Origin of the sequence: Mesorhizobium sp. Root157, assembly GCF_001427385.1 — a bacterium.
Taxonomy (GTDB): Bacteria; Pseudomonadota; Alphaproteobacteria; order Rhizobiales; family Rhizobiaceae; genus Mesorhizobium.
Genome location: NZ_LMGJ01000037.1, coordinates 1 through 25,099, shown reverse-complemented (window position 1 = coordinate 25,099; position 25,099 = coordinate 1). Strand labels below are relative to the sequence as shown.

Genomic DNA, 25,099 nt, shown 5'->3' with positions numbered 1-25,099 from the left:
ATGCCGTTGCCGAAGCAAAGCGCGCGCGATCGCGCCGGCGACCTTGACGACCAGGCCATGGTTCGTCTCGCGCTGGCGCAGGATGCCGACGCGTTACGAACCATCATGACACGACACAACCAGAGGCTCTACCGGCTGGCGCGAAGCATCCTCATTGACGACACCGAAGCGGAAGACGTGCTGCAGGAGGCCTATATGCGCGCCTTTGCCGGTCTCGCCGGCTTCCGCGGCGAAGCCACGCTGGCAACCTGGCTGTCGCGCATCGTCATCAACGAAGCGATCGCGCGCTTGCGCAAGAAGCGACGCTTTCCCACCGTGCCGCCGCCGCAGCGCGGCATGCAGGCGGTAGAACTTATCGCTTTTCCTTACACCACGGGCCCGGTCGATCCGGAACGACAAATGGCACAAAGACAAATCCTCGAATTGGTCGAAAAGGCCACCGACAGTCTTCCGCAGGACTTCCGGGCGGTGTTCATGGCACGGGCTATCCAGGGCCTGAGCGTGGAGGAAACCGCTGAATTGCTCGACCTCAAGCCGGAAACGGTCAAGACCCGGCTGTTCCGCGCCCGCAAGCTGTTGCGCGAGCAGCTGGAGACGCAGGTCGGCGAAGTGCTTGCCGAGGCCTTTCCGTTTGCCGGCGAGCGCTGCGCGGGCGTCACCGAAAAGGTCATGCGCAGGCTTGGCCTCTCCAGCGATCGCGCCGGCGCCTAGCGCGTCGCGATTTGCGGGCCGCGCTTCAAGTCTCTGGTTTTATGCATGTCGTGATCGCGAAACCGGTTCCCGCTTCGGGCGTCATGCATTCGCCAGGGCGCGCTGCGGCAATTCCAGTGCGGCCGGAATGTTTCCTGACCCCGCGCGAAAACTCGGGAACGTTTTGGTGCGGTGCGCATCCAAGCAGTGTCAGAAGGTGGCGCGCACCCCTTGCCGCGCCTGAAAATGGAGTTCGACATGACCATCAAATTGAATCTCGCCGTTGCGGCCGCGTGCCTGCTCGGCGCCGTCAGCTTTGCCCAGGCGGCTGACAAGCCGACCGATCCGCAGATCGCCCATATCGCCTACACCGCCGGCGTCATCGACATCGAGGCCGCCAAGCTCGCCGTCGAGAAGTCCAAGACCAAGGAAGTCGTCGACTTCGCCAACTCGATGCTGGCCGACCACGAAGCCGTCAACGTCCAGGCGCTCGACCTGGTCAAGAAGCTGAACGTGACGCCGGAAGACAACGACACTTCGAAGGCGCTGGCCGCTGCCGCCGCCACCAAGCGTGACGAACTATCCAAGCTCGACGGCGCCGCCTTCGACAAGGCCTATATCGACAACGAGGTTGCCTACCACGCCCAGGTCAACGGCGCGCTGGAAACCCTTTTGATCCCGTCGGCCACCAATCCCGAGCTGAAGAGCCTGCTCGAGACCGGCCTCAAGCTCTTCCAGGGCCACCTGCAGCATGCCGAACATGCCGCTGCGGCGCTGAAGTAACAGCGACCCCGACGGCCGTTCAGCCGTCCAATTCCGAGGCCGGATCCATCAACCCGATCCGGCCTCGTTGCCAAAATTCGCGCGATGATCCATCATTGCCGCGCGTTGAACCCGCCTCGCCGGGCTCAAGCGGCGGAGGTGGTCATGCATCCAAACCGGGATGAACTGACAGCCCTTTTCAGCCGGGCGTCCGCGCATGCGCTTTCTTTCAGAACATCGATCACCGACAGGCCGCAGCGCCCTGAGCGCTCTTACGGCGAAATGCGGCAGCGTTTCGAAGCGCCGGTGCCCGAAACCGGTGACGCTGGCCCGGACGTGCTGGAGGAACTTGCCCGGCTGGCCGCGCCAGGCCTGCACGCCACGACGGGACCCCGCTTCTTCGGCTGGGTGATCGGCGGCTCGCACCCGGTGGGCGTCGCAGCGGACTGGCTGGCATCCGCCTGGGGCCAGAACGCCGGCAACCACACCGCAGCACCGGCCGCCGCCGCCGCAGAGGCCGTCGCCGCGGCATGGATGCTCGACTTGCTGCACCTGCCCCGGCAAGCCTCGGTCGGCTTCGTCACCGGCGCGACGATGGCCAATTTCGTCTGCCTGACGGCGGCGCGGGATGCCGTCTTGCGGCATAGCGGCTGGGACGTCGAGCAAAAGGGCCTGTCCGGCTCGCCGCCGATCCGCGTCCTCATTGGCGACGACGCTCACACGACGGTGTTCTCCGCCCTGCATTATCTTGGCTTCGGCCGGGACAATCTCGCCCGGGTAGCCACCGATGCCAGAGGCGCCATGTCCATGGACGATTTCGAGGCAAAACTCGGCGAGGCCGAGGGGGCCGTCATCGTCATCACCCAAGCCGGCCAGATCAACACCGGGGCGTTCGATCCCCATCAGGCGATCGTTCCACTGGCCCGGTCGCGCGACGCGTGGATCCATGTCGATGGCGCATTCGGCCTCTGGGCCCGTGCCTGTCCGAGCCGGGCCTCGCTGGCACAAGGCGTGGAGGCCGCCGATTCATGGGCGACCGACGGGCACAAGTGGCTGCAGACACCTTATGACTGCGGCTATGCCTTTGTCCGCGACGCAGAGGCCCATCGCCGCGCAATGACCATTGCCGCCAGCTATCTGCCGCCAGTCAACGGCTCGGAGCGGGATCCATCGCACTACGTGCCGGAACTGTCACGCAGGGCTCGAGGCTTCGCAACCTGGGCAATGCTGAAGCACCTCGGACGCCAGGGCGTGGCGGAACTGGTCGACCGCCACTGCACATTGGCCGCGTTGATGGCCGGCCTGCTGCGCGCCGAGCCGGGCGTGGCCATCCTCAACGAGGTCGTGCTCAATCAGGTGCTTGTGCGCTTTGGAGATGCCGAGCCTGCCGATACCGGCGACAAGCTTACGCTCTCGACAATCGAGCGGTTGCAACAGGACGGCACCTGCTTCGCGGGCGTGGCGAAATGGCGGGACCGCTGGGCCATGCGCCTGTCGGTGATCGGCTATTCGACAACGGAAGACGACATCCGCCGCTCAGCCGAAGCCATCCTGCAATGCTGGCGCGACGCCCGCGCACAGGCATCCTAGAGCGGCGGACGCCCGGATAAATCCGGGCTACCGCTCTACCTTGTTGTTTTAGCCGCATTTTGTGCGACGCCAGACGATTCCGTCTGGCTGCAAATGCTCTAGCTCTCCGTGCCGGTCGGTCTGGCGCGCCTCATGCTGCGGCGGACCATGCCGAGATCGGCCCCGCCGATGGCGAAGGCGAGCCCGAAATAAAGCAGCGCGCCGGCCCCCGACAAAGTGGCCACCGTCGCCGCCTTGGTGACAAGCGGGGACGACGATGCCAGCCAGGGCGCGCACCAGATGCCGGCAAAATAAAGCGCTGCCCCCATCATGACAGCGGCGGCGACCAGTCGGGGAATGCGCTTCATGAGCGCTGCTTCGCGTCCCCAATGGCCGCGCCGCACCAAACCCGCCAACAGCATCACCGCATTGATCCAGCCGGCGACCGCCGAGGCAAAGGCAATGCCCGGCGCGCCCATGCGCGGAAATAACAAAAGCGCGAAGCCGACATTCACCGCGACCGAAATGGCGGCGAAGATCATCGGCGTCCTGGTGTCCTCGCGGGCAAAGTAGCCGGGCGTGAAGGCCTTGATCAGCACGAAGGCCGGCAGGCCGAGGCCGAAAATGGCGAGGATCGCGGCCACTGTCGGCGTCGACCCGTTGGCGGCAAAGGCGCCGCGCTCATAGAGCAGGCGCACGATCGGCTCGGAAAAGACCAGAAGGGCGGCGGCGGCCGGCAAGGTCAGGAACAGCACGAATTCGACCGACCGGTTCTGCAAATTGGCAGCTTCATCGAGGTTGCCGGCCTTCAGCGCCCGCGACAGTTCCGGCAAAAGCACGATGGCGACCGCGATGCCGACGACGCCGAGCGGCAGTTGATAGACGCGGTCGGCCAGCGCCAGCGAGGAGACGGCGCTGTCCTGCGTCGAGGCGATCGCCGTGCCGATCAGCGTGTTGATCTGGGTGATGCCGCCGGTCACAGCCGCAGGCAGTGCCAGAAGGAGAAGGCGCTTCACGCCCGGCGTCATGCGCGGCCGCCGAAAGCCGATGGCGATGCCGGCATGGCGCGCCGCGATCCAGACGATCGCCAGTTGCACCACGCCCGCCGCCATCACGCCCCAGGCCATGGCGTAGCCGACGGTCAGCCCGTCCGCTCCGGTGCGCCAGGCCTGGTAGAGCACGCCGATCAGGATGACGTTGAGGAACACCGGCGCAATTGCGGCGGCGAAATAGCGCCGCAGCGAATTCAGCATGCCGGCCATCATCGCCGCCAGCGACATGCACACCAGATACGGAAACATGATGGTGGCCAGCGCCACGGTCAGGTCGTATTTTTCCGGGTCGTCGGCGAAGCCCGGCGCGATCACCGTGCGCACCAGAAGCGGCATCGCCAGTTCCATGACAACGGTCAGCACGATCAGCGCGCTGAACAAAACGCCGAACACCTCCTCCGAAAAGCGCCGCGCGCCGTCGACGCCGCCGGCCTCGATCTCCTTGGCGAACAGCGGCACGAAGGCGGTATTGAAGGCCCCTTCGGCAAACAGCCGGCGGAAGGTGTTGGGAAACTGGAAGGCGGCATAGAAGGCATCGGCCACCGGCCCGGTGCCAAGGGCCGCCGCCATCAGCATTTCGCGGGTGAAGCCGAGAATGCGGCTCACCAGCGTCCCCGACGCAACCGTCGCGAATTTCTTGACCAGGCTCATTGTGCGAGCTTCTTCCTTGTGGCCACTGCGGACAGGGAGGATTTCAAGGCACCGATCCCCACTCTATTCCGCCGCCGCATTCGATCTGGCGAGCTGTGCATGCACCGACCCGTCCAGCGCCTCGACCAGCCTGGTGCGGATCATCTTGATGCGGGCCGGATTGTCGATCTTCTGGCCGGTCAGGTCGGTGACATAGAAGGTGTCGATGACCTTCTCGCCGAAGGTGGTGATATGGGCCGAAGCGATGTCGAGCGACAGGTCGGACAGCGCCCCGGTGATCTCCGACAACAGGCCGGGCCGGTCCAGCCCCTCGACCTCGATCACCGAAAAGCGGTTGGACAGGCTGTTGCGGATCTCGGCCCGCGAGGCGATGCGGAACACCTTGGCGCCGCGCCTGGGCCTGGTGCGTTTGGCGATCATCTCGGGCAACCAGGCCCTGCCCGACAGCACGTCCTCGATCAGCTTGCCGACCCGCTCGGCGCGGCGGCGCTCGTCCTCGTCCATCTCGAACTCGCGGCTGATCAGGATCGAGTCGAGCGCGCGTCCGTCGGAGGTGGTGAAGATCTGCGCTTCGATGATGTTGCCGCCGGCGGCGGCACAGGCGCCGGCAACGACGGAGAGCAGGCGCGGGTGGTCCTGCGCCAGCACCGTGATCTCGGTCACCGCCTCGAATTCGTGCGCCTTGACCATGGTGGCAAGCTTGTGGCCAGCCGCATCCGCCTCGCGCACGAATTCGGCATGGCGCACCTGATCGGCCAGATCGACGGTCAGGAGATAGTTCTCGTAGTGCAGGCCGACATAGGCGCGCCGTTCCGCTTCGGGCCAGCCGGGCAAGGCTTCGGCCAGCTTGTCGCGCGCCTCGGCGGCGCGTTCGGCCCGCGACATCTCCGAGAAGCCGCCGGTCAGCAGCAACTCGGTCTCGTAATAGAGGTTGCGCAAAAGCTGGCCCTTCCAGCCGTTCCAGACACCGGGGCCGACGCCGCGAATGTCGCACACGGTGAGGATGAGCAACAGCTTCAGCCGCTCGACCGACTGCACGATGGCGGCGAAATCCTCGATCGTCTTGCGGTCGTTCAGGTCGCGGGTCTGCGCCGTCATCGACATGACCAGGTGGTTGTCCACCAGCCACGCCACCGTCGCGGTGTCGGCCGCCGACAGGCCCATATGAGGGCCGAGCCGCCGCGCGATCCGGGCGCCCGCCACCGAATGGTCCTCGGGCCGGCCCTTGGCGATGTCGTGCAGCAGCACGGCGACGTAGAGCGCATCGCGGCTCTTCTTCAGCCCCGGCATCAGCGAATGCGACAGCGGATGCACCCTGGCATCGTCGCCGCGTTCGATCTCGGCCAGCACGCCGACGCAGCGGATCAGATGCTCGTCCACCGTATAGTGATGGTACATGTTGAACTGCATCATGGCGACGATCTTGCCGAAATCGGGGATCAGCCTGGCCAGCAGCCCCGCCTCGTTCATCCGGCGCAAATTAAGTTCGGCGGAGCGATCCGAAGTCAGGATGTCGAGGAACAGCCGGTTGGCCTCGGCGTTGCGCCGCAGCGTCTTGTCGACCAGCCGCAGCGAGCGCCTCACCAGCTTCAGCGCATTGGGATGAAATTCGAGCCCGTGCCGGTCGGCAAACCAGAACAGCCTGAGCAGGTTCACCGGGTCGCGTTCGAATACCCCCTCGTCGGCCACATTGAGGCGATGGTTGTCGACCATGAAATCACTGGTCCCGGCCAGCTTGCGCCGCCGCCGCGAGAAGCCGGAGAACATGCGGTCGAAGCCCGGCACGTGCTTGGCCTGCTCTTCCTCCAGCGCCGCGCAGAAAATGCGGGTCAGGTCGCCGACCTCCTTGGCGATGAGGAAATAGTGCTTCATGAAGCGCTCGACCGCCGACAGGCCGGGATGGCTGGTGTAGCCCAGCCGCTCGGCGATATCGCGCTGGATGTCGAAATGCAGCCGCTCCTCGGCCTTGCCGGTGAGGAAATGCATGTGGCAGCGCACCGCCCACAAGAAGTCTTCCGACTTCAGGAACTGCCGGTATTCGCCTTGCGTGAACACACCCTTGCCGACCAGTTCGGCACCGCTGCGCACCCGGTAGAAATATTTGCCGATCCAAAACAGCGTGTGCAGGTCGCGCAAGCCCCCCTTGCCGTCCTTGACGTTCGGCTCGACCAGATAGCGGCTCTCGCCGGCCTTGGCGTGGCGCGTGTCGCGCTCGGCCAGCTTGGCCTGCGCATATTCCAGCCCGGTCGCGGCCACCACTTCGCGGTCGAACCGCTTCAGAAGCTCCTGGCACAGCTTCTCCTCGCCCCACAGGAAACGCGTTTCGAGCACGGCGGTGCGGATGGTCATATCGGAGAGGGAAAGGCGGATGCAGTCGTCGATGTTGCGGGTGGCGTGGCCGACCTTCAGGCCCATGTCCCACAGCATATAGAGCATGTATTCGACGATCTGCTCGCCCCATGGCGTCTGCTTGTAGGGAAGCAGGAACAACAGGTCGATGTCGGAGCCGGGAGCCAGCGTGCCACGCCCGTAGCCGCCAACGGCGACGACCGCCATGCGTTCGGCAGCGGAGGGGTTCTTGGCCGGATAGACGTGGGCGGTGGCGAAGTCGTACAGCGCGCGCACGATCTCGTCCATGACATGCGACAGCCTGGCCGCGCAGGCGGTGCCGCCGCCGTCCTTCCTCAGCATTGCTTCGGCGACCGTCATCCCGGTCGCCCTGCGTTGCTTGAGGAGATCGAGGACCGCCGCGCGCGTCTCGGGCGCCGAGGCGGCATTTTCGACCACCAGCGCCGAAAGCGCGCGGCGCAGCGCTGCGCCGTCGATCAATTCATCCAGCTTGAGGGAGATTTTCGCCATATGCGCCGGAACGTCTCTTCGTTTCGGCGGCGTCTATAGCGTGTTTTTGCAGCAAACGGTATGGGCTTGGCGATTATCGGGCGGACGTCGCCTCACGCGACGGCGGTCAGCACGTACTCGAACGAAACGCGGTTACGGCCTTGCCGCTTGGCTTCATAAAGGCAGCGGTCGGCCTGCCGCATGACATCCGGGAACTTGACGCGACGGCGCCCGACTTCGGCACCGCCGATGCTGACGGTCAGGGCGGCTGCCTCCTCGCTTTCCACCTGCCAGGGGATGCACTGCACCTGGCGGCGGATCAGTTCCGCTATCTGCATGGCCTCGTCCTTGTTGACCGAAACCAGCAGGATGGCGAACTCCTCGCCGCCGATGCGGCCGACGATATCCTTGCGGCGAACGGCGTATTGCAGCGCACGGGCAATCTTCACCAGCGCCTCGTCGCCCTTCGGATGGCCGTAGCGGTCGTTGACATCCTTGAAATGATCGGCATCGACGATCAGCAGGAAATGCCCTTCGCTACGGTCACGCTGCTCGTCGACATGGCGCAGGAAACCTTCCCGGTTGAGCAGCCCGGTCAGCTGGTCGTGACTTGCAACGAAGCTCAATCGTTCATGCGCCCTGGCGAGATCGGCGAATGACAGCTCAAGCTTGTCATGCGTCTTTTGCAGCTTCTCCGCCTGGACAAAGATATAGACGGCAATCGGCGTGCCGACGAAGACGGGAATGGCCAGGCACTCAACCCAGCTCAGCCAGTCGATCGTCATGGAAAGCGCCCAGCGCAGCGAAAACGAGATCGCAAACGTCGCCACGACAGCCGGGCCGATGACGAGCAAAGTTCTTGCGGTAATGCGCTTGGTACGTTGATTCATAGTGGCCGGACCTTAATCTGGATTACGATGCAATAGGGTTATCGAATTGCTTCGTATTTTAGCCGTTCGTTGAAAAGCCGGCATTGTCAAAAGCGCCTCGCCACAAGGGGCCTTGACCTTCCAGTTACTGGAAGCCCTATCTCTGCACGACAAAACGATTTCGAGGTCTCGCCATGGCGCATTCGCATCACGATCATCACCATCACGACGGCACCCACGAGGACACCCACGGGGACACCCACAGGCATGGCCATTCCGCCGACGGCTCCTGCTGTTCGGCCAAGCCCCCGGCACAAGCGGAAGTGGTGCGCGACCCCGTCTGCGGCATGACGGTCGATCCTGCCGCCGGCAAGCCGTCTGCCGACCATGAAGGCCGCACCTTCCATTTCTGCAGCGCGAGTTGCCGGACCAAATTCGTCACGCACCCGGAAAACTACCTGACCGCGAAAGACCCGGTGTGCGGCATGAACGTGGACCGCGCCAGCGCCCGCCATTTCCTGCGCCATGAGGGCGAGAAATTCTATTTCTGCTCGGCTGGCTGCCTGCAAAAATTCGAGGCCGAGCCGGGCAGATATCTTGGCGACCGGCCTGCCCCGGCGCCGATGCCGAAGGGCACGCAATATACCTGCCCGATGCACCCCGAGATCGTCAGCGACAAGCCGGGCGACTGCCCGATCTGCGGCATGGCGCTGGAGCCGATGGGCGTGCCGACCGGCGACGAAGGGCCGAACCCGGAACTCGTGGATTTCACCCGGCGCCTGTGGATCAGCGCGCTGTTGGCGCTGCCGCTGTTCATCATCGCCATGGCGCCGATGCTGGGCCTGCCGTTGCGCGACTGGATCGGCGAGCGCACCGCCATCTGGATCGAATTCGCGCTGGCCACCCCGGTCGTGCTGTGGGCGGCGCTGCCCTTCTTCAAGCGCGGCTTCGCCTCCATCCTGAACCGCAGCCCCAACATGTGGACGCTGATTTCGCTCGGCGTCGGCGCCGCCTATCTCTACAGCGTCGCCGCCACCTTGTTCCCCGACCTGTTCCCGCATGAGATACGCGGCCATGGCGACGCTGTGCCCGTCTATTTCGAGGCCGCCGCGGTCATCGTCGCGCTGGTCTTCGTCGGCCAGGTGCTGGAACTGCGCGCCCGCGAAAAGACCGGCTCGGCCATCCGCGCCCTGCTCGACCTCGCCCCCAAGACGGCAAGGCTGATCGGTGCCGACGGCAGCGAGCGCGACGTGCCGCTATCCGAGGTCAAGGCCGGTGAACGGCTGCGCATTCGCCCCGGCGAAGCGGTGCCCGTCGACGGCACGGTCGAACAGGGTCGCTCCACCATCGACGAATCGATGATCACCGGCGAGCCGATCCCGGTCGAGAAGGCCGAGGGCGACAGTCTCATCGGCGGCACGCTCAACAAGAACGGCACGCTGGTCATGCTGGCCGAAAAGGTCGGCTCCGAAACCACCCTGTCGCAGATCGTCGAACTGGTGGCCAAGGCGCAGCGCAGCCGCGCCCCCATCCAGGGGCTGGCCGACCGCGTGTCATTCTATTTCGTGCCGGCGGTGGTGCTGGTGGCAATTGCGGCCTTCGTCGCCTGGATGCTGCTCGGCCCTGAACCGCGGCTGGTCTTCGCCATCGTCTCGGCGGTGTCGGTGCTGATCATCGCCTGTCCGTGCGCGCTCGGCCTCGCCACGCCGATGTCGATCATGACGGCAACCGGGCGCGGCGCGCAGGCAGGCGTGCTGATCAAGGAAGCCGCGGCCCTCGAGCGGCTGGCCGCCGTCGACACGCTCATCGTCGACAAGACCGGCACGCTGACCGAAGGCAAGCCCAAGCTGACCGACGTCGTCGCGCTCGGCGGCTTCGGCGAGGACGAGGTGCTTTCGCTTGCCGCGGCCATCGAGCAGGGCTCCGAGCATCCCTTGGCCGACGCCATCGTCGAAGGCGCGCACGACCGCAAGCTCGCGATCGCCGCCGCAGACGGCTTCGAGGCGGTCAACGGCAAGGGCGTGTCCGGCACGGTCGGCAAGCACCGCATCGTACTCGGCAACGCGCTGTTCCTCGGAGAGCTCGGCATCGATGCCGCGCCGCTCTCCGACCGCGCCGATGCGCTGCGGCAGGACGGACGCTCCGCCGTGCTGGTCGCCATCGACGGCAAGCCGGCCGGCATCGTCGCCGTATCCGATCCGATCAAGCCGACCGCCGCCGAAGCGCTGAAGGTGCTGACCGAAGCCGGCATGGTGATCGTCATGGCGACCGGCGACAACGAGCGCACCGCGCAAGCCATCGCCGCCAGACTCGGCATCAAGCGCGTGCGCGCCGGGCTGCTGCCGGAGGCCAAGGCAAAGCTTGTCGAGGAATTGAAGGCGCGCGGCGCGGTGGTGGCGATGGCCGGCGACGGCATCAACGATGCGCCCGCACTGGCAGCCGCCGATGTCGGCATCGCCATGGGCACCGGCGCCGATGTTGCACTGGAAAGTGCCGGCATCACGCTTCTGAAAGGCGACCTCACCGGCATCGTGCGGGCGCGCCATTTGGCGCAAGGCACGCTTGCCAACATCAAGCAGAACCTGTTCTTCGCCTTCCTCTACAACGCGCTCGGCGTGCCGGTCGCTGCCGGCGTTCTCTATCCGCTCACCGGTGCGCTGTTGTCGCCGATGCTGGCGGCGGCAGCGATGAGCCTGTCCTCGGTCTCGGTGATCGCCAATGCGCTGCGCCTGCGGACGCTGAAGCTCTAGGATTTTTCGCAATTCGGGCGGGTCAACCAACAGGAGACCATCGATGATTTCCAGCAAACTGAAATTCGCCGCACTTGCAATCGCGCTGGCTGGCGGCGTCGCTACCTTCCAGATCGCCTCGGCACAGACCGATCACAGCACCCACGACATGGCGGCGATGGGCGCGGACAGCACCTCCACGGCCGGCTACAAGGCGGCGATGGACAAGATGCACGCCGACATGGGCGCGCTCGAATACTCCGGCGATGCCGACGTCGATTTCGCGCGCGGCATGATCCCGCACCACCAGGCCGCCATCGACATGGCCAAGGTGCTGCTCGAGCACGGCGACGACCCTGACATGCGCAAGCTCGCCGAAGCGGTCATTTCCGCCCAAGAGGCCGAAATCAGGCAGATGCAGGAATGGCTGGCCGCGAATCCGCCGAAGTAACCCACTCGCCGATTGTCGCGGCGCTCCGGGTTGGCGCGCCACGCCTTTTGTGGCCTTTTGCCCGTGACCGCCTTGGCGACGGAGCATGACGATGACAACGAGGACCACGAAACTGCCCTGCGGCGAAGCGGTTCCCGTGTTCGGGCTGGGCACGTGGAAGATGGGCGAGGCGCAAAGCCGTTTTGCCGATGAAGTTGCGGCACTGCGCCTCGGCCTCGACCTTGGCGCCACATTGATCGACACCGCCGAAATGTATGCCGACGCCGAGCTTGTCGTGGCCGAGGCCGTCAAGGGCCGCCGCGACGGGCTGTTCCTGGTCTCCAAGGTGCTGCCGTCGAATGCCGCGCGCGCCGGCGCCATCGCCGCCTGCGAGCGCAGCCTGAAACGGCTCGGCACCGACCGCATCGACCTTTACCTGCTGCACTGGCGCGGCGGCGTGCCTCTGGCCGAAACCGTCGCCGCCTTCGAGGCGTTGAAGGCGGCGGGAAAAATCCGCCACTGGGGCGTCTCCAATTTCGATCTCGACGACATGGACGAACTGGAGGGCGTGCCGAGCGGCAGCGCCTGCCAAGCCAACCAGGTTCTCTACAACCTCGCCCGGCGCGGCATCGAGTTCGACCTTATGCCATGGAGCCGCAAGCGGGCCCTGTCGATCATGGCCTATTCGCCGGTCGACCAGGGGGCGCTGGCCCGCAGCGGCAAGCTGGACGCCATCGCCACCCGCCACGATGCGACAGCGGCGCAGGTCGCGCTTGCCTGGACGATCAGTCAGGCCGGCGTCATCGCCATCCCCAAGGCGGTGCGGCCCCGGCATGTCCGCGACAACATCGCCGCGCTGGACATCAAACTGACGCCGCAAGATCTCGCCGAACTCGACAAGGCCTTCCCGCCGCCGCAGCGCAAGCGCCCGCTGGAGATGATCTAGGTGTTTGATCCCGAAAAGTGGAAACCGGTTTTCGGGCACGATCACGCTCAACCAGACAAGGCCGAGAACAGCCGAGAGCCCAAAGGGACCCCCGGCAGCATAAGCTCAACCCAACGGCTTCAGTTTCGCCTCGATCGAGGCGCGCTTCGGCTCCAGGAACGGCGGCAGCGCCAGCCGCTCGCCAAGGCTCTCCATCGGCTCGTCAACGGCAAAGCCCGGCCCATCGGTGGCGATCTCGAACAGGATGCCGTTCGGCTCGCGGAAATAGAGCGAGCGGAAGTAATAACGCTCCACCTCGCCGCTCGACGGCAGGCCGAAGCCTTTCAGCCGTGCCGTCCATTCGTGGATGCTGGCGACATCGGGCGTGCGGAAGGCGACATGATGCACGGCACCTGCCCCTTGCCCGGCCGGGTCCAGCCCCGGCTGCACCGCGACATGCAATTCGGCCGCCGCTCCCCCTTCGCCCATCTCGAATACGTGCACCGTGCCTTCGCCGTCCGGCGAGGCATAGCTGCGCGTCTCGCGCATGTTCATCACCTTGGTCAGCACCGGTTCGGTACGCGACAGATCCGGCACGGAAATGGTGATCGGGCCAAGGCCGCGGATCTGGTGCTCGGCCGGCACCGGGCTTGCCTGCCACGGATGCGTTTCGCCGGCACCGCCGTCATCGACCAGCCGGAAACGCTGGCCCTCGAAATCCTCGAAGTCGAGCCCGCCGCGCCCATCGACCTCGACCACATCGCCAACCTTGACGCCCGCCTTCACCAGGCGCTCGCGCCACCAGTCGAGGCTGGCGTGGCCGGCAACGCGCAGACCGGTGCGGGAAATCGAATGCGTGCCGCGCCGCTCGGGCGCCACCGGCCAGTCGAAGAAGGTCAGGTCGGTGCCGGGCGAGGCTTTGCCATCGGCATAGAACAGATGATAGGCGCTGGTGTCGTCCTGGTTGACCGTCTTCTTCACCAGCCTCAGGCCTAGCGTCTCGGTGTAGAAGCGCTTGTTGGCCGGGGCATTGGCGGTGATCGCGGTCAGGTGATGAATGCCTGTCAGTTGCAGTGTCATGATGTCCTCCTTGGACTGATGGTCCGTTTCGACCTGCAATATCGGCCTTCGCACTGGTTCCATAAATAGAGACGGTCGAGGACTGTTCGTTCACTTTTCGCAGACAATGGCGAGGCCGTTGGCCGCATTGCCGTTGTCCGCGGGGTCGGCATCATAAAGCACCGGTGCAGGGCCGGCGCGCAAGTCCTCCTTCGCCGCGCCTGCCCGGCAGGACCAGGACCAATCGACGGAACCCAGATGACCATCACCGCGCACCCCATCCATCGCCTGTTCGAAACCTATGCGCTGGAGATCACCGGCAAGGATATCGCCGAGATCGGAGAAGCGCGGGCCACAATCGCCCCGTCGACCCCCATCAACATTGCCTTCCTCGGCAATGAGAGCCACGACCAGCGCATCAACGCCGCCACGGTCATCCGCCAGTGCGGCTTCCTGCCGGTGCCGATCATCTCATCGCGCCGGTTGAAGTCGAAGGACGACCGCGACGCGCTTTTGTCCGGCCTTGTCCGCGCCGCCCATATCGAGCGCGTCATCCTCGTCGGCGGCGACCCGTCATCGCCAGCCGGTCCCTACCGCGATTCGCTCGACCTCATCGCCAGCAACATCCTCGACGACCACGGCATCCGCCATGTCGGCATCGTCGGTTATCCCGAAGGCCATCCGAAGATCGTCGAAGCGGCACTGTGGGATGCGCTCGCCCGCAAGGTCGAACTGTTGCGCGGGGCCGGGCGAACCGTCGAGATCACCACCCAATACGGCTTCGACGCCGAGGCCGTCATCGTCTGGATCGAACGGGTGCGGGCGCTGGGCATCGACGCGCCGATCCGCATCGGCGTTCCCGGCCCTGCAGATGTCAGGCGCCTGCTGCGCTTTGCCGTACAGTTCGGCGTCGGCACCTCGGCGGCAATCGCGCACAAATACGGCTTCTCGCTCGCCAACCTTCTCAGCAAGGTCGGGCCGGGACGGTTTCTCGCGCAACTCGGAAAAAGGCTCGCCGCCGATGACCTCGGCACGATCCGGCTCCACTTCTACCCGTTCGGCGGCATTGCCCCGACGGTGGACTGGATCGCCCGGCAAAAAGAGGCGCATCGGCCGGCGGCGCTCGCCTGAGTGTTGCCGCTGGCCGCGCCCGTCATGGGCAGGTCGTCACCTGGTTCGAACAGGTCCCCGTCGTCCAGCCATTGAACTCGCTGCCGAGAAACGTCCCCTTGATCTTCACCCAATTGCCCTCGCAGGCTTCGAGCCGCTCGATGGCAAAGGAATCCGGTCCTGCGCCTACGCCCTCGGCATCCTGGCCGATGAGTCGGGTGACGACAGGCGCGCTGATCGACGGGTCGCGCCGCAGGTCGATGGCGTTGACGGTAAGCGAAAGGAACCGACCCGTCACCCAGCCCTCGCCCTCGAAGAGAACCTTGGTCTTCTGATCGCCGACATAGTCTTCCCGCACCGCCTTTTCGATGCGGAACCAGCCGTCCTTCGACCCTGTGATCGAAACTTCGGCCCCGAATGAATGGCCCTCAGTCTCGACGGGCGGAGGAAGCGTCGCCACCACGGCGGCGTCGGTTCCCGCTGCGGCGCGCACATTGAGCCCGTTGGGATCCTTGTCGGTCGTCCATGCGGCAATGCTGCAGGCCGTCACCGAATCGGCTTTGCTTGCAGCGCACACGGCGGTCGCAGTTGTGCCGACAAACAGGGTAGCGCAGACGGCACGAAACAGGTTGCGGCGCATCGATGTCCTCCCCGTTGTTCAGCGTCGGCCTTCAAGAATGCAGCACGCAGCGGCGAATAACAACGTGGTCTGCGTTCTGACCTACACCATGGCCTTCAGCCGATAGAGCATCTCCAGCGCCTCGCGCGGCGTCATCTCGTCGAGATTGAGCGAACCGAGCGCTTCGCCCACCGCATCGCTCTTGACCGGGCTTGAGGACCTCGGGGCCTCGCGTTTGGCCGCTATCGAAAACAGCGGCAGATCGTCAGCCAGCCGGTCGGTCTTGCCGGAAACCTCGCCTTCCTCCAACTGGTGCAAAACCTCCTTGGCGCGCGCCACCACCGCCTCCGGCAGGCCGGCAAGCCGCGCCACCTGCACGCCGTAGCTGCGGTCGGCCGCACCCTTGCCGATCTCGTGCAGGAAGACCACGTCGCCCTCCCATTCCTTCACCCGCATGGTGACGTTGTGCAGGCGCGCCAGCTTTCCCGCCAGCGCCGTCATCTCGTGGAAATGGGTGGCGAAGACCGCGCGGCAGCGGTTCTTCTCGTGCAGGTATTCCACCGCCGCCCAGGCGATCGACAGGCCGTCATAGGTGGCGGTGCCGCGGCCGATCTCGTCCAGGATGACCAGCGCCCGTTCACCGGCCTGGTTGAGGATCGCCGCCGTCTCGACCATCTCGACCATGAAGGTGGAGCGCCCGCGCGCCAGATCGTCGGAAGCGCCGACGCGGGAAAACAGCCGGTCGACGACGCCGATATGGGCGCTCGTCGCCGGCACATAGGAGCCTGTCTGGGCAAGGATGGCGATCAGCGCGTTCTGGCGCAGAAAGGTCGACTTGCCGCCCATGTTCGGCCCGGTCAGCAACCAGATCGCCCCGGCTTTGGCGTCGCCTTCCGGAGACAGGTCGCAGTCATTGGCAACGAACGGCGCTTCGGCGGAGCGGCGCAACGCCTGTTCGACCACCGGGTGACGCCCGCCAACGATGTCGAAGGCGAGGCTGGCATCGACCTGCGGGCGGCACCAGTTCTCACTCTCGGACAACAGCGCCAGCGCCGCCGAAACGTCGAGCACGGCCAACGCTCCAGCCCCGGCGCGGATCGCGTCCGCTGCCGCCACCGCCTCCGTCACCAGCGCCTCGAAGACGGCAAGCTCGATGGCCAGCGCCCGGTCGGCGGCATTGGCGATCTTCGTCTCCAGCCCGGCAAGCTCGGTGGTGGTGAAGCGCATGGCGCTGGCCATGGTCTGGCGGTGGATGAATTTTCCACGCGCCTCGTCCGTACCGGTCATGGCGGCTGAATGATTGGCCGTCACCTCGATGTAATAGCCCAACACATTGTTGTGCCGGATCTTCAGCGAGCGGATGCCGGTTTCTTCGGCGAGGTCGCGCTCCATGGCGGCGATGACGCGGCGCGTGCCGTCGCGCAACGCCCGCATCTCGTCCAGTTCCGCATCGTAGCCGGCGCGCACGAAACCGCCGTCGCGTTTCAACAGCGGCAGTTCATCGCCAAGCGCCCTTTCCAGATGGGCGGCCAGCGGCGGCGGCAAATCGGAAATGGCGCTCAGCGCCTGTGCGATTTCAGTCGGGGGTGCTGCATTGGCGAAGATGTCGGCGATGGCCATAGCAGCGGAAAATCCTGCCCGCAAGGCGCCGAGATCGCGCGGCCCGCCACGGTTCAGCGCCAGCCTGGACAGCGCCCGTGGCATGTCGGCAACGCCCTTCAGCGCAAGCCGCACCGCCTCGCCGAGGCGCGGCTCGTTGCGGAAGAACGACACCGAGTCGAGCCTTGCTGCAATCGCCGCCGGATCGGTCAGCGGCGCCATCAGCCGGTCGGCCAGAAGCCGCGCGCCGCCGCCGGTCACGGTGCGGTCGATAGCCTTGAACAGCGAGCCGTCGCGGCTGCCGGACAGCGTGCGCAAAAGCTCCAGATTGGCGCGGGTCGCCGGATCGATGAACAGCGTCGAGCCGGCCTCCTCGCGCTCGGGCCTGGACAGCGGCGGACGCTCCGCCTTCTGCGTTTTCTCGACATAGGCGATCGCCCCGCAGATTGCCGACAGTTCGGCGCGGCTGAAGCTGCCGAACGCGTCCGGCGTCGCCACGTCGAAGAAGCGGGCGATCCGGCCGGGCGCCGTTGCCGAATCGAACAGCGACGGCGGCTGCGGACTGGCGACGCGGCCGAGCACGTCGAGCACCGGCTTCAGTCCGGCATCGTAGAAGACCGGCTCGGCGACGATCAGTTCGCGCGGATCGACGCGGAAGATGTCGGCCAGCAACCGCTCGCCGGTGGTCTCGGCGACGCGGAAGGCACCGGTGGAAATGTCGATCCAGGCCAACGCGTAGGTTCCTTCGGTGCCTGTCGCGCCCTTCACCCGCCCCAGCGCCATCAGGAAGCTCGATTCGGACGGCGCCAGAAGCTTGTCCTCGGTGATGGTGCCGGGCGTCACCAGCCGGATCACGTCGCGGCGCACCACCGACTTGGAGCCGCGCTTCTTTGCTTCGGCCGGGTCCTCGATCTGCTCGCACACCGCAACGCGAAAGCCTTGCCCGATCAGCTTTTGCAGATAATCGTCCGCCGCATGCACCGGCACGCCGCACATCGGGATATCGGCGCCCTGGTGCTTGCCGCGCCTGGTCAAGACGATGCCGAGTGCCGCACTTGCCTTTTCCGCGTCGTCGAAGAACAGTTCGTAGAAATCGCCCATGCGATAGAACAGCAGCGAATCCGGGTTCGCCGCCTTGATCTCGATATATTGTTCCATCATCGGGGTAACGCCGCCCGCGGCGGCTGACATCGGTGTAGCGCCGCCCGCGGCGGCCGGCATCGGCGTCACGCCGCCGGCAGCAGGCGCCGGCACGCCAGCGCCGTCCGACGCTGCCATGGCCCCGATGCGGATGGAAGTGGTGTCGTTCAAGAAACTCTTTCCATTATTTGCCAGTTCATCTGCTTGGCGCTTTACGGCGGCGAAGTGTAGCCTTAATCCCGAACAACCCACAAAAGAAAGACGGCGCGCGCCGGCCAGGCGTCTGCCCACGGAGGATCCAGCAGCATGGCACGCAAGGACGGCAAGGACGAGCAAGGCCCATCGGTCAGCGCACAGGAGGCACTGGAGTTCCACGCCATGGGGCGTCCCGGCAAGCTGGAGATCGTGCCGACCAAGCCGATGGCCACCCAGCGCGATCTTTCGCTCGCCTATTCGCCGGGCGTGGCGGTGCCGGTGCAGGCCATCGCCGACGACCCGAGCAGAGCCTTCGACTACACCGCCCGCGGCAACATGGTCGCAGTCATCTCCAACGGCACCGCCATTCTGGGCATGGGCAATCTCGGCGCGCTTGCCTCCAAGCCGGTGATGGAAGGCAAGGCGGTGCTGTTCAAGCGCTTCGCCGATGTCGACGCCATCGACCTGGAGGTCGACACCGAGGACGCCGACGCGTTCATCAACTGCGTCAGATACCTCGGCCCCTCCTTCGGCGGCATCAACCTGGAAGACATCAAGGCGCCCGAGTGCTTCATCATCGAGCAGCGGCTGCGCGAACTGATGGACATCCCCGTCTTCCACGACGACCAGCACGGCACCGCCATCATCTCGGCCGCCGGCCTCATCAATGCGCTCGAGGTCACCGGGCGTGACATGAAGACGACGAAGCTCGTCTGCAATGGCGCAGGTTCCGCCGGCATCGCCTGCATCGAGCTGATCAAGGCGATGGGCTTCTTGCCCGAAAACGTCATCCTGTGCGACACCAAGGGTGTCGTCTACCAGGGCCGCACCGAAGGCATGAACCAGTGGAAGTCGGCGCATGCGGTCAAGACCGAGGCGCGCACGCTCGCCGAGGCCATGAACGGCGCCGACGTCTTCTTCGGCCTCTCCGCCAGGGGCGCGCTGACCACCGCCATGGTGCAGTCGATGGCCAGGAACCCGATCATCTTCGCCATGGCCAATCCCGACCCGGAGATCACGCCCGAGGAAGTGGCCGAGATCCGCACCGACGTCATCATGGCCACCGGCCGCTCGGACTATCCGAACCAGGTCAACAACGTGCTGGGCTTCCCCTATATCTTCCGCGGCGCGCTCGACGTGCGGGCCACCACCATCAACGACGCCATGAAGATCGCGGCGGCGCATGCGCTGGCCGAGCTTGCCCGCAAGGACGTGCCCGACGACGTCGCCACCGCCTACCAGGGCAACCGGCCGAAATTCGGCCCCAACTACATCATCCCGGTGCCGTTCGACCCGCGGCTGATCTCGGCCATCCCGGTTGCCGTCGCCAAGGCGGCGATGGAAACCGGCGTGGCGCTCCGGCCGATCATCGACCTCGACAAGTATGTCAACGAATTGTCGGCCCGCCGCGACCCGATCGCCTCCACCTTGCAGCGCATCTACGACCGCGTGCGCCGCCAGCCCAAGCGCATCGTCTTTGCCGAGGGCGAGGAGGAGCAGGTCATGCGCGCCGCCGTCTCCTATGTGAACCAGAACCTCGGCACCGCCATCCTGCTCGGCCGCGACGACGTCATCAAGGACAACGCCCGCAATGCCGGCATCGACCTCGACAAGCCGGGCATCGAGATCATCAATGCGCGGCTGTCGCGCCGCAACGCCATCTATGCCGACTACCTCTATGAGCGCCTGCAGCGCAAGGGCCACCTGTTGCGCGACTGCCAGCGCCTCATCAACAACGACCGCAACCACTTCGCCGCCTGCATGGTGGCGCTGGGCGACGCCGACGGCATCGTCACCGGCGTCACCCGCAATTACTCGACCGCGCTGGAGGACGTGCGCCGGGTCATCGACGCCCGCCCCGGCCATTGCGTCATCGGCGCCTCGATCGTTCTGGCGCGCGGCCGTACCGTCATCGTCGCCGACACCGCCGTGCACGACATGCCCGATGCCGAGCAGATCGCCGACATCGCCGAGGAAGCGGCCAATTTCGCCCGCAGGATGGGGTATGAACCCCGCGTCGCCATGCTCGCCTACTCCACCTTCGGCCATCCGCAGGGCGAGCGCTCCGAGAGAATACAAGAGGCCGTAAAAATACTCGACAAGCGCCGCGTCGATTTCGAATATGACGGCGAGATGGCCGCCGACGTGGCGCTGAACCCCAACGGCATGCGCCAATACCCGTTCTGCCGTCTCACCGGACCGGCCAACGTGCTGGTCATGCCCGCCTACCACTCGGCCTCGATCTCGACCAAGATGCTGCAGGAACTCGGCGGCTCGACCGTCATCGGCCCCCTGCTGGTCGGCCTCAACAAGCCGGTCCAGATCGTGCCCCTCAACGCCAAGGACTCGGACATCGTCAACATGGCCGCCATCGCCGCCTACACGGCGGGCGCCTGAAAACCCCACCGGCGCCTGCTGCCCATGCGGTCGGGCGGTCGTGGACCATCGCGCCCGGCGGCGAAGTCTGGCACCCCTTGCCCGCCGCCGCCATCGGCGGCGGCGGCAACCATGACCTACCTTCCTGCCGGAGCGCGCCATGAAGGCTGACAGCAGCGGAACCGGATGGTTCATCAGCGCGCTGGGCGCGGCCCAGATCTGCTCGTGGGGCACCATCTTCTACGGCTTCCCGCTGATCGCCGAAGCCATGCGCGCCGATCTCGGCTGGTCGAAATCGGAGCTTTACGGCGCGGCCACCATCGGCGTGCTGCTTGCCGGCCTCGCCGCCTATCCCGTCGGCGCGGCCATCGACCGCGGCCACGGACGCCTCATCATGACGGGGGCCTCCGTCGCCGCCGGGCTGTTGCTTGCCGCCTGGTCCCAGGTCGAAAGCATCGCCGCCTTCTATCTCGTGCTGGCGGGGCTGGGCTGCATGCAGGCGGCCACGCTCTACGAACCCGCCTTTGCGGTGGTCGCCCGCAGGGTCGGCGCGCTGAAAGCACGCAGGGGCATCACCGCGCTGACGCTGTGGGGCGGCTTCGCCAGCACCGTGTTCATCCCGATCATCCAGTTCGTCATCGAAATGCGCGGCTGGCGCGATGCGCTGCTGGTCATGGCTGCCGTCAACATCCTGGTCTGCGGCGGCCTCTATTTCCGCGCCATCGACCCGGCAAGGGACGCGCCGCGCCACGTCGCGCAACCTGGCGAACCCGTTCCCGCCGCCGGGCGCGCCGCCGTGGCGGCGGCGATGCGCAAGCCGGCCTACTGGGGCCTGATGGTCGCCTGGGCGTCCTATGCCCTGGCGTTCTCCTCCCTCACCTATCACTTCTTCCCGCTGTTCCTCGAACGCGGCCTCGACACCAGGGGGGCGGTGACGGTGCTCGCCGTCATCGGCCCGGCCCAGGTCGCCGGACGCATCGCCATCGGGGCGCTGGCGGCGGAAGCGCCGGTGCGCAAGCTTGGCTCCTTCATCGTGGTGGTGTTTCCGCTGGCGATCCTGGGCTTTGCCTTCGCCCCGCCGCAGACCTTGCTCCTCGCGGCCATCGCCGCCTTCTACGGCGCGGCCAACGGCATGATCACCATCGTGCGCGGCGTCGCCGTTCCCGAAATGGTGAGCCGCGAAGCCTATGGCGCCGTCAACGGCTCGCTGGTGGCGCCGATGAACATGGTGACGGCGCTCGCCCCGTTCGGCGCCGCCCTTCTGTGGCAGGCGAGCGGCGGCTACGGCGCCGTTCTCGCCGTCATCTTTGCCGGCTCATTGACTTTATGCGCCGGATTCTGGTTCGCGGCCTATTGGGCGAGGAAATAAGTTTCGCCTCGGCCCCGCGTAACTTGGAAAGCGGGATCTGAGCGTAGTTGATCAAAGGCTGATTTGGGTGGTTTTCTGCCTGTCCGGTTCTGGATACGGATGTGGAGGTCATTCAGGTAGCGTTGCGTATCGAGGGAAAGGCGCACCCATCTTGGGTCGTTCTGACGCTCGGTGGTGAGCTTTTTGGCCAAGGCTTCATGCTCACCCCGTGGCGAAGCGACCGCCTAGCTGAACGGCGTGATGTCATTTTCCAGTTGCGCAACTTCTTTGCGCACAATCTTCGCAAATGCGTGTCAACGGCGGAGCAAAACCAGGCCACTGGGGCGGAGTAAAACCGGGCCAGTCTGGGCGCGGCGGAGGCCGCTCGCGAAGCGCGCTTTTCCATAGCGCAGTAGCGAGCGAGCGGCCGTCAGGATTTGGCGTGGTTGTCGCGGGTCAGACGGTGCCTGGCTGATCGCCCGTTTCGGCGGTGGCCTGGTTTTGCTCCGCNTGGACATAAATTCACATGTCAACGGCGGAGCAAAACCAGGCCACTGGGGCGGAGTAAAACCGGGCCAGTCTGGGCGCGGCGGAGGCCGCTCGCGAAGCGCGCTTTTCCATAGCGCCGTAGCGAGCGAGCGGCCGTCAGGATTTGGCGTGGTTGTCGCGGGTCAGACGGTGCCTGGCTGATCGCCCGTTTCGGCGGTGGCCTGGTTTTGCTCCGCCGCGTCGGCCGTGGCAGCGGCGCGACGCCGTCCGGCAGATTGTTTGAGGCGGTAGCTGTCGCCATTCATGGTGAGGATGTGGACATGGTGTGTCAGGCGGTCGAGCAGCGCGCCGGTTAGCCGCTCCGATCCCAGAACTGACGTCCAGTCTTCAAAAGGCAGGTTCGAGGTGACGATGGTCGAGCCGCGCTCGTAGCGCTGGGAGAGCACTTCGAACAGCAGCTCCGCTCCGGTCGGCGACAGCGGCACGTAGCCGAGTTCATCGACAATGAGCAGCTTCACCGCCTGCAGTTCACGCTGCAGCTTCAAAAGCCGTTTCTCGTCGCGGGCCTCCATGAGTTGATGCACGAGGGCGGCCGCGGTGGTGAAGGCGACGGGGAATCCTTTCTGGCAGGCGGCAAGGCCAAGGGCGAGCGCGACATGGGTCTTGCCGGTTCCGCTGTTGCCGAGCGCGATGACGTTCTCGCGGCGCAGGATGAACTCGCAACGCGCCAGTTCCAGCACCAGCATCTTGTTGAGCGAGGGGATGGCGGTGAAGTCGAACGTGTCGAGGCTCTTTGTGGCCGGGAACCTGGCCTGCTTGATTCTCCGTTCGACGACGCGGCGTTCCCGGTCGATCAGTTCCAGTTCCACCAGGCGCAGCAGGTAGCGGGGATGGTCGACGCCGTCGCGGGCGCACTCGCGGGCAACCTTGTCATATTCCCGCAGCACCGTTGGCAGCTTCAGCTGCTTGAGGTGATGGCCGAGCAGCACCTGCGGCGTGCCGCTCGTCGTTCCCGCCGGCATCACGTCGACTGTTCCCTTGCTCATACTGCTCTCCCGGGAATGAGCACGGCGTAGTCGGCCGCCAATGTCGTCCTCACGCTGGTCTTCGGCAGATGCGGATAGGCGGCGAGGTCGAGCCGCGCCGGCCTTCGCTCGATCCGGGCCAGCGCGATCTGCTTGACGGCGTCGAAGCCGATTGCACCGAGCCGGATCGCCTCGGTGACGGCGTAGGTCACCACATCCTTCGGGATCGCCTCCATCAGCCGCAGCACTTGAATGAACTCGCGCTTGCCGCGATTGCCCATGCGTGCCTCCATCAGGTGACGCAGATGCTGGAACGTCTCGGGCAGGTTCCAGTCCTTCAGGGGGGCTGCCTGATCAAGCGCGTTGGGTTTGGTCTCGATCAGCGCCAGATAGTGCAGCGGGTCGAACACGAAGGTGCCCGAACCATACGAACGTTGATGGCGGGCAATCTCCTCGCCGCCGCACAGGATGACGACCTGGTCGACGAAGCCCTTCACCAGAACCCTCTGGAAGCCATAGGCCGTCGGCACCGAGTAGTCGTTGCCACGGTAGCGCACCAGCGCCGTTGACGAGACCCGGGCCACCCGCTTCTCGCAGGGCTCCAGAAGGACGGCGGGCAAGTCCCTGAACGCTGCAAGGTCGGCTTCAAGGCGCTCGCCGATGGTCGCATCATGGCGGCCAGCACGCTCGTTCTGCCGCGCCCGGCAGCGCGCGGCCAGCATGGCGTTGAGATCATCGAAGTTCGCCGCCACGGGGATCGGCGTCAGGAAGTTCGAGCGGGCATACTTCACCAGCCCCTCGACCTTGCCCTTGTCATTCCCCTTGCCGGGCCGGCCGAACCGGTCGCTGAACAGATAATGGCTCACCAACTCCGTGAAGGCCCGCGTCCGATCCCGCTTGCCGTCGCCACAGATCTTGGCCACCGCAATTTTGGTATTGTCGTAGAGCACCGACAGCGGCACGCCGCCGAAGAAGGCGAAGGCCGAGACGTGGCCGTCCAGGAACGCCTCCGTCGTCTCCGCCGGATAGGCCTTCACGAACGGCGCATCCGACTGCGGCAGGTCCATGCAGAAGAAGTGGATCTTCTGCCGAACCCCGCCGATCACGCCGACCGCCTCGCCAAAATCCACCTGCGCATGGCCCGGTGGATGCGACAGCGGCACAAAGGTCTCACGGCCGCGCGCCCGAGCGACCCGGACATAATCCTTCACCACCGTATAGCCGCCGCCGAACCCATGCTCATCACGCAGTCGCTCGAAGATCCGCTTCGCCGTGTGTCGCTGCTTCACCGGGCCAGTCCGGTCCGCCTCAAGGATCGCGTCGATCACCGGCAGCAGAGCACCAAGCTTCGGCTTCGTCACCGGCTTGGAGCGCGTGTAGCCCGGCGGCAGCGAGAAACGGCACATCTTCAGGACCGTCTCGCGGCTCAGCCCGAAAACCCGCGCCGCCTCACGACGGCTGTTGCCTTCAACGAAAACGAAATGCCGGACGGCGGCATAGACTTCCACGGCAAACATCCCGGCCGACCCCCAAAGGGATCAGCCTAGCCACTGGACGGTTTTTACTCCGCCCGCACCAGCATTATGCCGGCGCTCCATGGCCTAATTTGTCACCGCCGCGCACA

At 65.7% G+C, this 25,099-nt stretch carries 18 protein-coding genes; 10 read left to right on the top strand and 8 right to left on the bottom strand.

Annotated features, from left to right (window positions below):
• The 3 genes from ASD64_RS18555 to ASD64_RS18545 all read left to right on the top strand — a co-directional run bounded on the left by ASD64_RS18555 (position 1) and on the right by ASD64_RS18545 (position 3,042).
• Positions 1 to 711, top strand: a complete 711-nt coding sequence (locus ASD64_RS18555; protein WP_056108518.1) for an RNA polymerase sigma factor — start codon at positions 1 to 3, stop codon at positions 709 to 711.
• Between the two features lie 237 nt (positions 712 to 948).
• Positions 949 to 1,473, top strand: a complete 525-nt coding sequence (locus ASD64_RS18550) for a DUF4142 domain-containing protein (RefSeq protein ID WP_056108515.1) — start codon at positions 949 to 951, stop codon at positions 1,471 to 1,473.
• A 144-nt stretch (positions 1,474 to 1,617) separates the two neighbouring features.
• The gene (locus ASD64_RS18545) at positions 1,618 to 3,042 is read left to right on the top strand and encodes a pyridoxal phosphate-dependent decarboxylase family protein (protein WP_156460226.1); all 1,425 of its coding nucleotides are present in this window, start codon (positions 1,618 to 1,620) and stop codon (positions 3,040 to 3,042) included.
• 98 nt (positions 3,043 to 3,140) lie between these two features.
• On the opposite strand, the gene murJ is transcribed toward ASD64_RS18545, so the two are convergent.
• The 3 genes from murJ to ASD64_RS18530 all read right to left on the bottom strand — a co-directional run bounded on the left by murJ (position 3,141) and on the right by ASD64_RS18530 (position 8,452).
• Positions 3,141 to 4,724, bottom strand: coding sequence for a murein biosynthesis integral membrane protein MurJ (gene murJ, locus ASD64_RS18540; RefSeq protein WP_056108188.1), 1,584 nt, complete (start codon positions 4,722 to 4,724; stop codon positions 3,141 to 3,143).
• Between the two features lie 63 nt (positions 4,725 to 4,787).
• Complete coding sequence (locus tag ASD64_RS18535) at positions 4,788 to 7,583, bottom strand: [protein-PII] uridylyltransferase (protein ID WP_056108186.1); 2,796 nt, start codon at positions 7,581 to 7,583, stop codon at positions 4,788 to 4,790.
• A 92-nt stretch (positions 7,584 to 7,675) separates the two neighbouring features.
• Entirely contained in the window at positions 7,676 to 8,452 is a 777-nt protein-coding gene (locus tag ASD64_RS18530) for a GGDEF domain-containing protein (RefSeq protein WP_056108183.1), read from the bottom strand.
• A 173-nt stretch (positions 8,453 to 8,625) separates the two neighbouring features.
• Here ASD64_RS18530 and ASD64_RS18525 point away from each other — a divergent pair, with 173 nt between their 5' ends.
• From ASD64_RS18525 to ASD64_RS18515, 3 genes are all read left to right on the top strand, one after another.
• Positions 8,626 to 11,181 carry a heavy metal translocating P-type ATPase gene (locus ASD64_RS18525; RefSeq protein ID WP_056108179.1) on the top strand — a complete coding sequence of 852 codons (2,556 nt, stop codon included), beginning with the start codon at positions 8,626 to 8,628 and terminating at the stop codon, positions 11,179 to 11,181.
• A 43-nt stretch (positions 11,182 to 11,224) separates the two neighbouring features.
• Positions 11,225 to 11,611: a DUF305 domain-containing protein gene (locus ASD64_RS18520; protein WP_056108175.1), complete on the top strand. Its 387-nt coding sequence runs from the start codon at positions 11,225 to 11,227 to the stop codon at positions 11,609 to 11,611.
• 85 nt (positions 11,612 to 11,696) lie between these two features.
• Positions 11,697 to 12,536 carry an aldo/keto reductase gene (locus ASD64_RS18515; protein ID WP_056108174.1) on the top strand — a complete coding sequence of 280 codons (840 nt, stop codon included), beginning with the start codon at positions 11,697 to 11,699 and terminating at the stop codon, positions 12,534 to 12,536.
• 105 nt (positions 12,537 to 12,641) lie between these two features.
• On the opposite strand, the gene ASD64_RS18510 is transcribed toward ASD64_RS18515, so the two are convergent.
• Positions 12,642 to 13,595 carry a ring-cleaving dioxygenase gene (locus ASD64_RS18510; protein ID WP_056108509.1) on the bottom strand — a complete coding sequence of 318 codons (954 nt, stop codon included), beginning with the start codon at positions 13,593 to 13,595 and terminating at the stop codon, positions 12,642 to 12,644.
• A gap of 237 nt (positions 13,596 to 13,832) precedes the next feature.
• Here ASD64_RS18510 and ASD64_RS18505 point away from each other — a divergent pair, with 237 nt between their 5' ends.
• The gene (locus ASD64_RS18505; RefSeq protein WP_056108169.1) at positions 13,833 to 14,705 is read left to right on the top strand and encodes a methylenetetrahydrofolate reductase; all 873 of its coding nucleotides are present in this window, start codon (positions 13,833 to 13,835) and stop codon (positions 14,703 to 14,705) included.
• 22 nt (positions 14,706 to 14,727) lie between these two features.
• Here the strand turns inward: ASD64_RS18505 and ASD64_RS18500 are convergent, their stop codons facing one another.
• Positions 14,728 to 15,324, bottom strand: coding sequence for an SH3 domain-containing protein (locus ASD64_RS18500; RefSeq protein WP_056108164.1), 597 nt, complete (start codon positions 15,322 to 15,324; stop codon positions 14,728 to 14,730).
• An 81-nt stretch (positions 15,325 to 15,405) separates the two neighbouring features.
• A complete protein-coding gene (gene mutS / locus ASD64_RS18495; RefSeq protein WP_056108507.1) occupies positions 15,406 to 18,123 on the bottom strand; it encodes a DNA mismatch repair protein MutS in 2,718 nt (905 codons plus the stop codon).
• Positions 18,124 to 18,348: 225 nt separating this feature from the next.
• Here mutS and ASD64_RS18490 point away from each other — a divergent pair, with 225 nt between their 5' ends.
• The 3 genes from ASD64_RS18490 to ASD64_RS18480 all read left to right on the top strand — a co-directional run bounded on the left by ASD64_RS18490 (position 18,349) and on the right by ASD64_RS18480 (position 22,314).
• Positions 18,349 to 20,634, top strand: coding sequence for an NADP-dependent malic enzyme (locus tag ASD64_RS18490; RefSeq protein ID WP_056108161.1), 2,286 nt, complete (start codon positions 18,349 to 18,351; stop codon positions 20,632 to 20,634).
• A gap of 139 nt (positions 20,635 to 20,773) precedes the next feature.
• Positions 20,774 to 21,982 (top strand): MFS transporter, encoded by a 1,209-nt coding sequence (locus tag ASD64_RS18485; RefSeq protein ID WP_056108157.1) that lies wholly within the window; start codon positions 20,774 to 20,776, stop codon positions 21,980 to 21,982.
• A 101-nt stretch (positions 21,983 to 22,083) separates the two neighbouring features.
• Positions 22,084 to 22,314, top strand: a complete 231-nt coding sequence (locus tag ASD64_RS18480; RefSeq protein WP_056108154.1) for a hypothetical protein — start codon at positions 22,084 to 22,086, stop codon at positions 22,312 to 22,314.
• A gap of 318 nt (positions 22,315 to 22,632) precedes the next feature.
• On the opposite strand, the gene istB is transcribed toward ASD64_RS18480, so the two are convergent.
• The gene (istB, locus tag ASD64_RS18475; protein ID WP_056108505.1) at positions 22,633 to 23,472 is read right to left on the bottom strand and encodes an IS21-like element helper ATPase IstB; all 840 of its coding nucleotides are present in this window, start codon (positions 23,470 to 23,472) and stop codon (positions 22,633 to 22,635) included.
• 20 nt (positions 23,473 to 23,492) lie between these two features.
• On the bottom strand, positions 23,493 to 24,992 hold the full coding sequence (gene istA / locus ASD64_RS18470; protein ID WP_056108152.1) for an IS21 family transposase: 1,500 nt from the start codon (positions 24,990 to 24,992) through the stop codon (positions 23,493 to 23,495).
• Positions 24,993 to 25,099: the final 107 nt, after the last annotated feature.

Bases quoted from the DNA above. Each gene is read 5' to 3' on its own strand.
- ASD64_RS18530 (WP_056108183.1), bottom strand. From the start codon at position 8,452: ATGAATCAACGTACCAAGCGCATTACCGCAAGAACTTTGCTCGTCATC.
- ASD64_RS18550 (WP_056108515.1), top strand. From the start codon at position 949: ATGACCATCAAATTGAATCTCGCCGTTGCGGCCGCGTGCCTGCTCGGC.
- ASD64_RS18555 (WP_056108518.1), top strand. From the start codon at position 1: ATGCCGTTGCCGAAGCAAAGCGCGCGCGATCGCGCCGGCGACCTTGAC.
- mutS (WP_056108507.1), bottom strand. From the start codon at position 18,123: ATGCCGGCCGCCGCGGGCGGCGCTACACCGATGTCAGCCGCCGCGGGC.
- murJ (WP_056108188.1), bottom strand. From the start codon at position 4,724: ATGAGCCTGGTCAAGAAATTCGCGACGGTTGCGTCGGGGACGCTGGTG.
- istB (WP_056108505.1), bottom strand. From the start codon at position 23,472: ATGCCGGCGGGAACGACGAGCGGCACGCCGCAGGTGCTGCTCGGCCAT.
- ASD64_RS18510 (WP_056108509.1), bottom strand. From the start codon at position 13,595: ATGACACTGCAACTGACAGGCATTCATCACCTGACCGCGATCACCGCC.
- ASD64_RS18505 (WP_056108169.1), top strand. From the start codon at position 13,833: ATGACCATCACCGCGCACCCCATCCATCGCCTGTTCGAAACCTATGCG.
- ASD64_RS18490 (WP_056108161.1), top strand. From the start codon at position 18,349: ATGGCACGCAAGGACGGCAAGGACGAGCAAGGCCCATCGGTCAGCGCA.
- ASD64_RS18545 (WP_156460226.1), top strand. From the start codon at position 1,618: ATGCATCCAAACCGGGATGAACTGACAGCCCTTTTCAGCCGGGCGTCC.
- ASD64_RS18515 (WP_056108174.1), top strand. From the start codon at position 11,697: ATGACGATGACAACGAGGACCACGAAACTGCCCTGCGGCGAAGCGGTT.
- ASD64_RS18535 (WP_056108186.1), bottom strand. From the start codon at position 7,583: ATGGCGAAAATCTCCCTCAAGCTGGATGAATTGATCGACGGCGCAGCG.
- ASD64_RS18485 (WP_056108157.1), top strand. From the start codon at position 20,774: ATGAAGGCTGACAGCAGCGGAACCGGATGGTTCATCAGCGCGCTGGGC.
- istA (WP_056108152.1), bottom strand. From the start codon at position 24,992: ATGTTTGCCGTGGAAGTCTATGCCGCCGTCCGGCATTTCGTTTTCGTT.
- ASD64_RS18520 (WP_056108175.1), top strand. From the start codon at position 11,225: ATGATTTCCAGCAAACTGAAATTCGCCGCACTTGCAATCGCGCTGGCT.
- ASD64_RS18525 (WP_056108179.1), top strand. From the start codon at position 8,626: ATGGCGCATTCGCATCACGATCATCACCATCACGACGGCACCCACGAG.
- ASD64_RS18500 (WP_056108164.1), bottom strand. From the start codon at position 15,324: ATGCGCCGCAACCTGTTTCGTGCCGTCTGCGCTACCCTGTTTGTCGGC.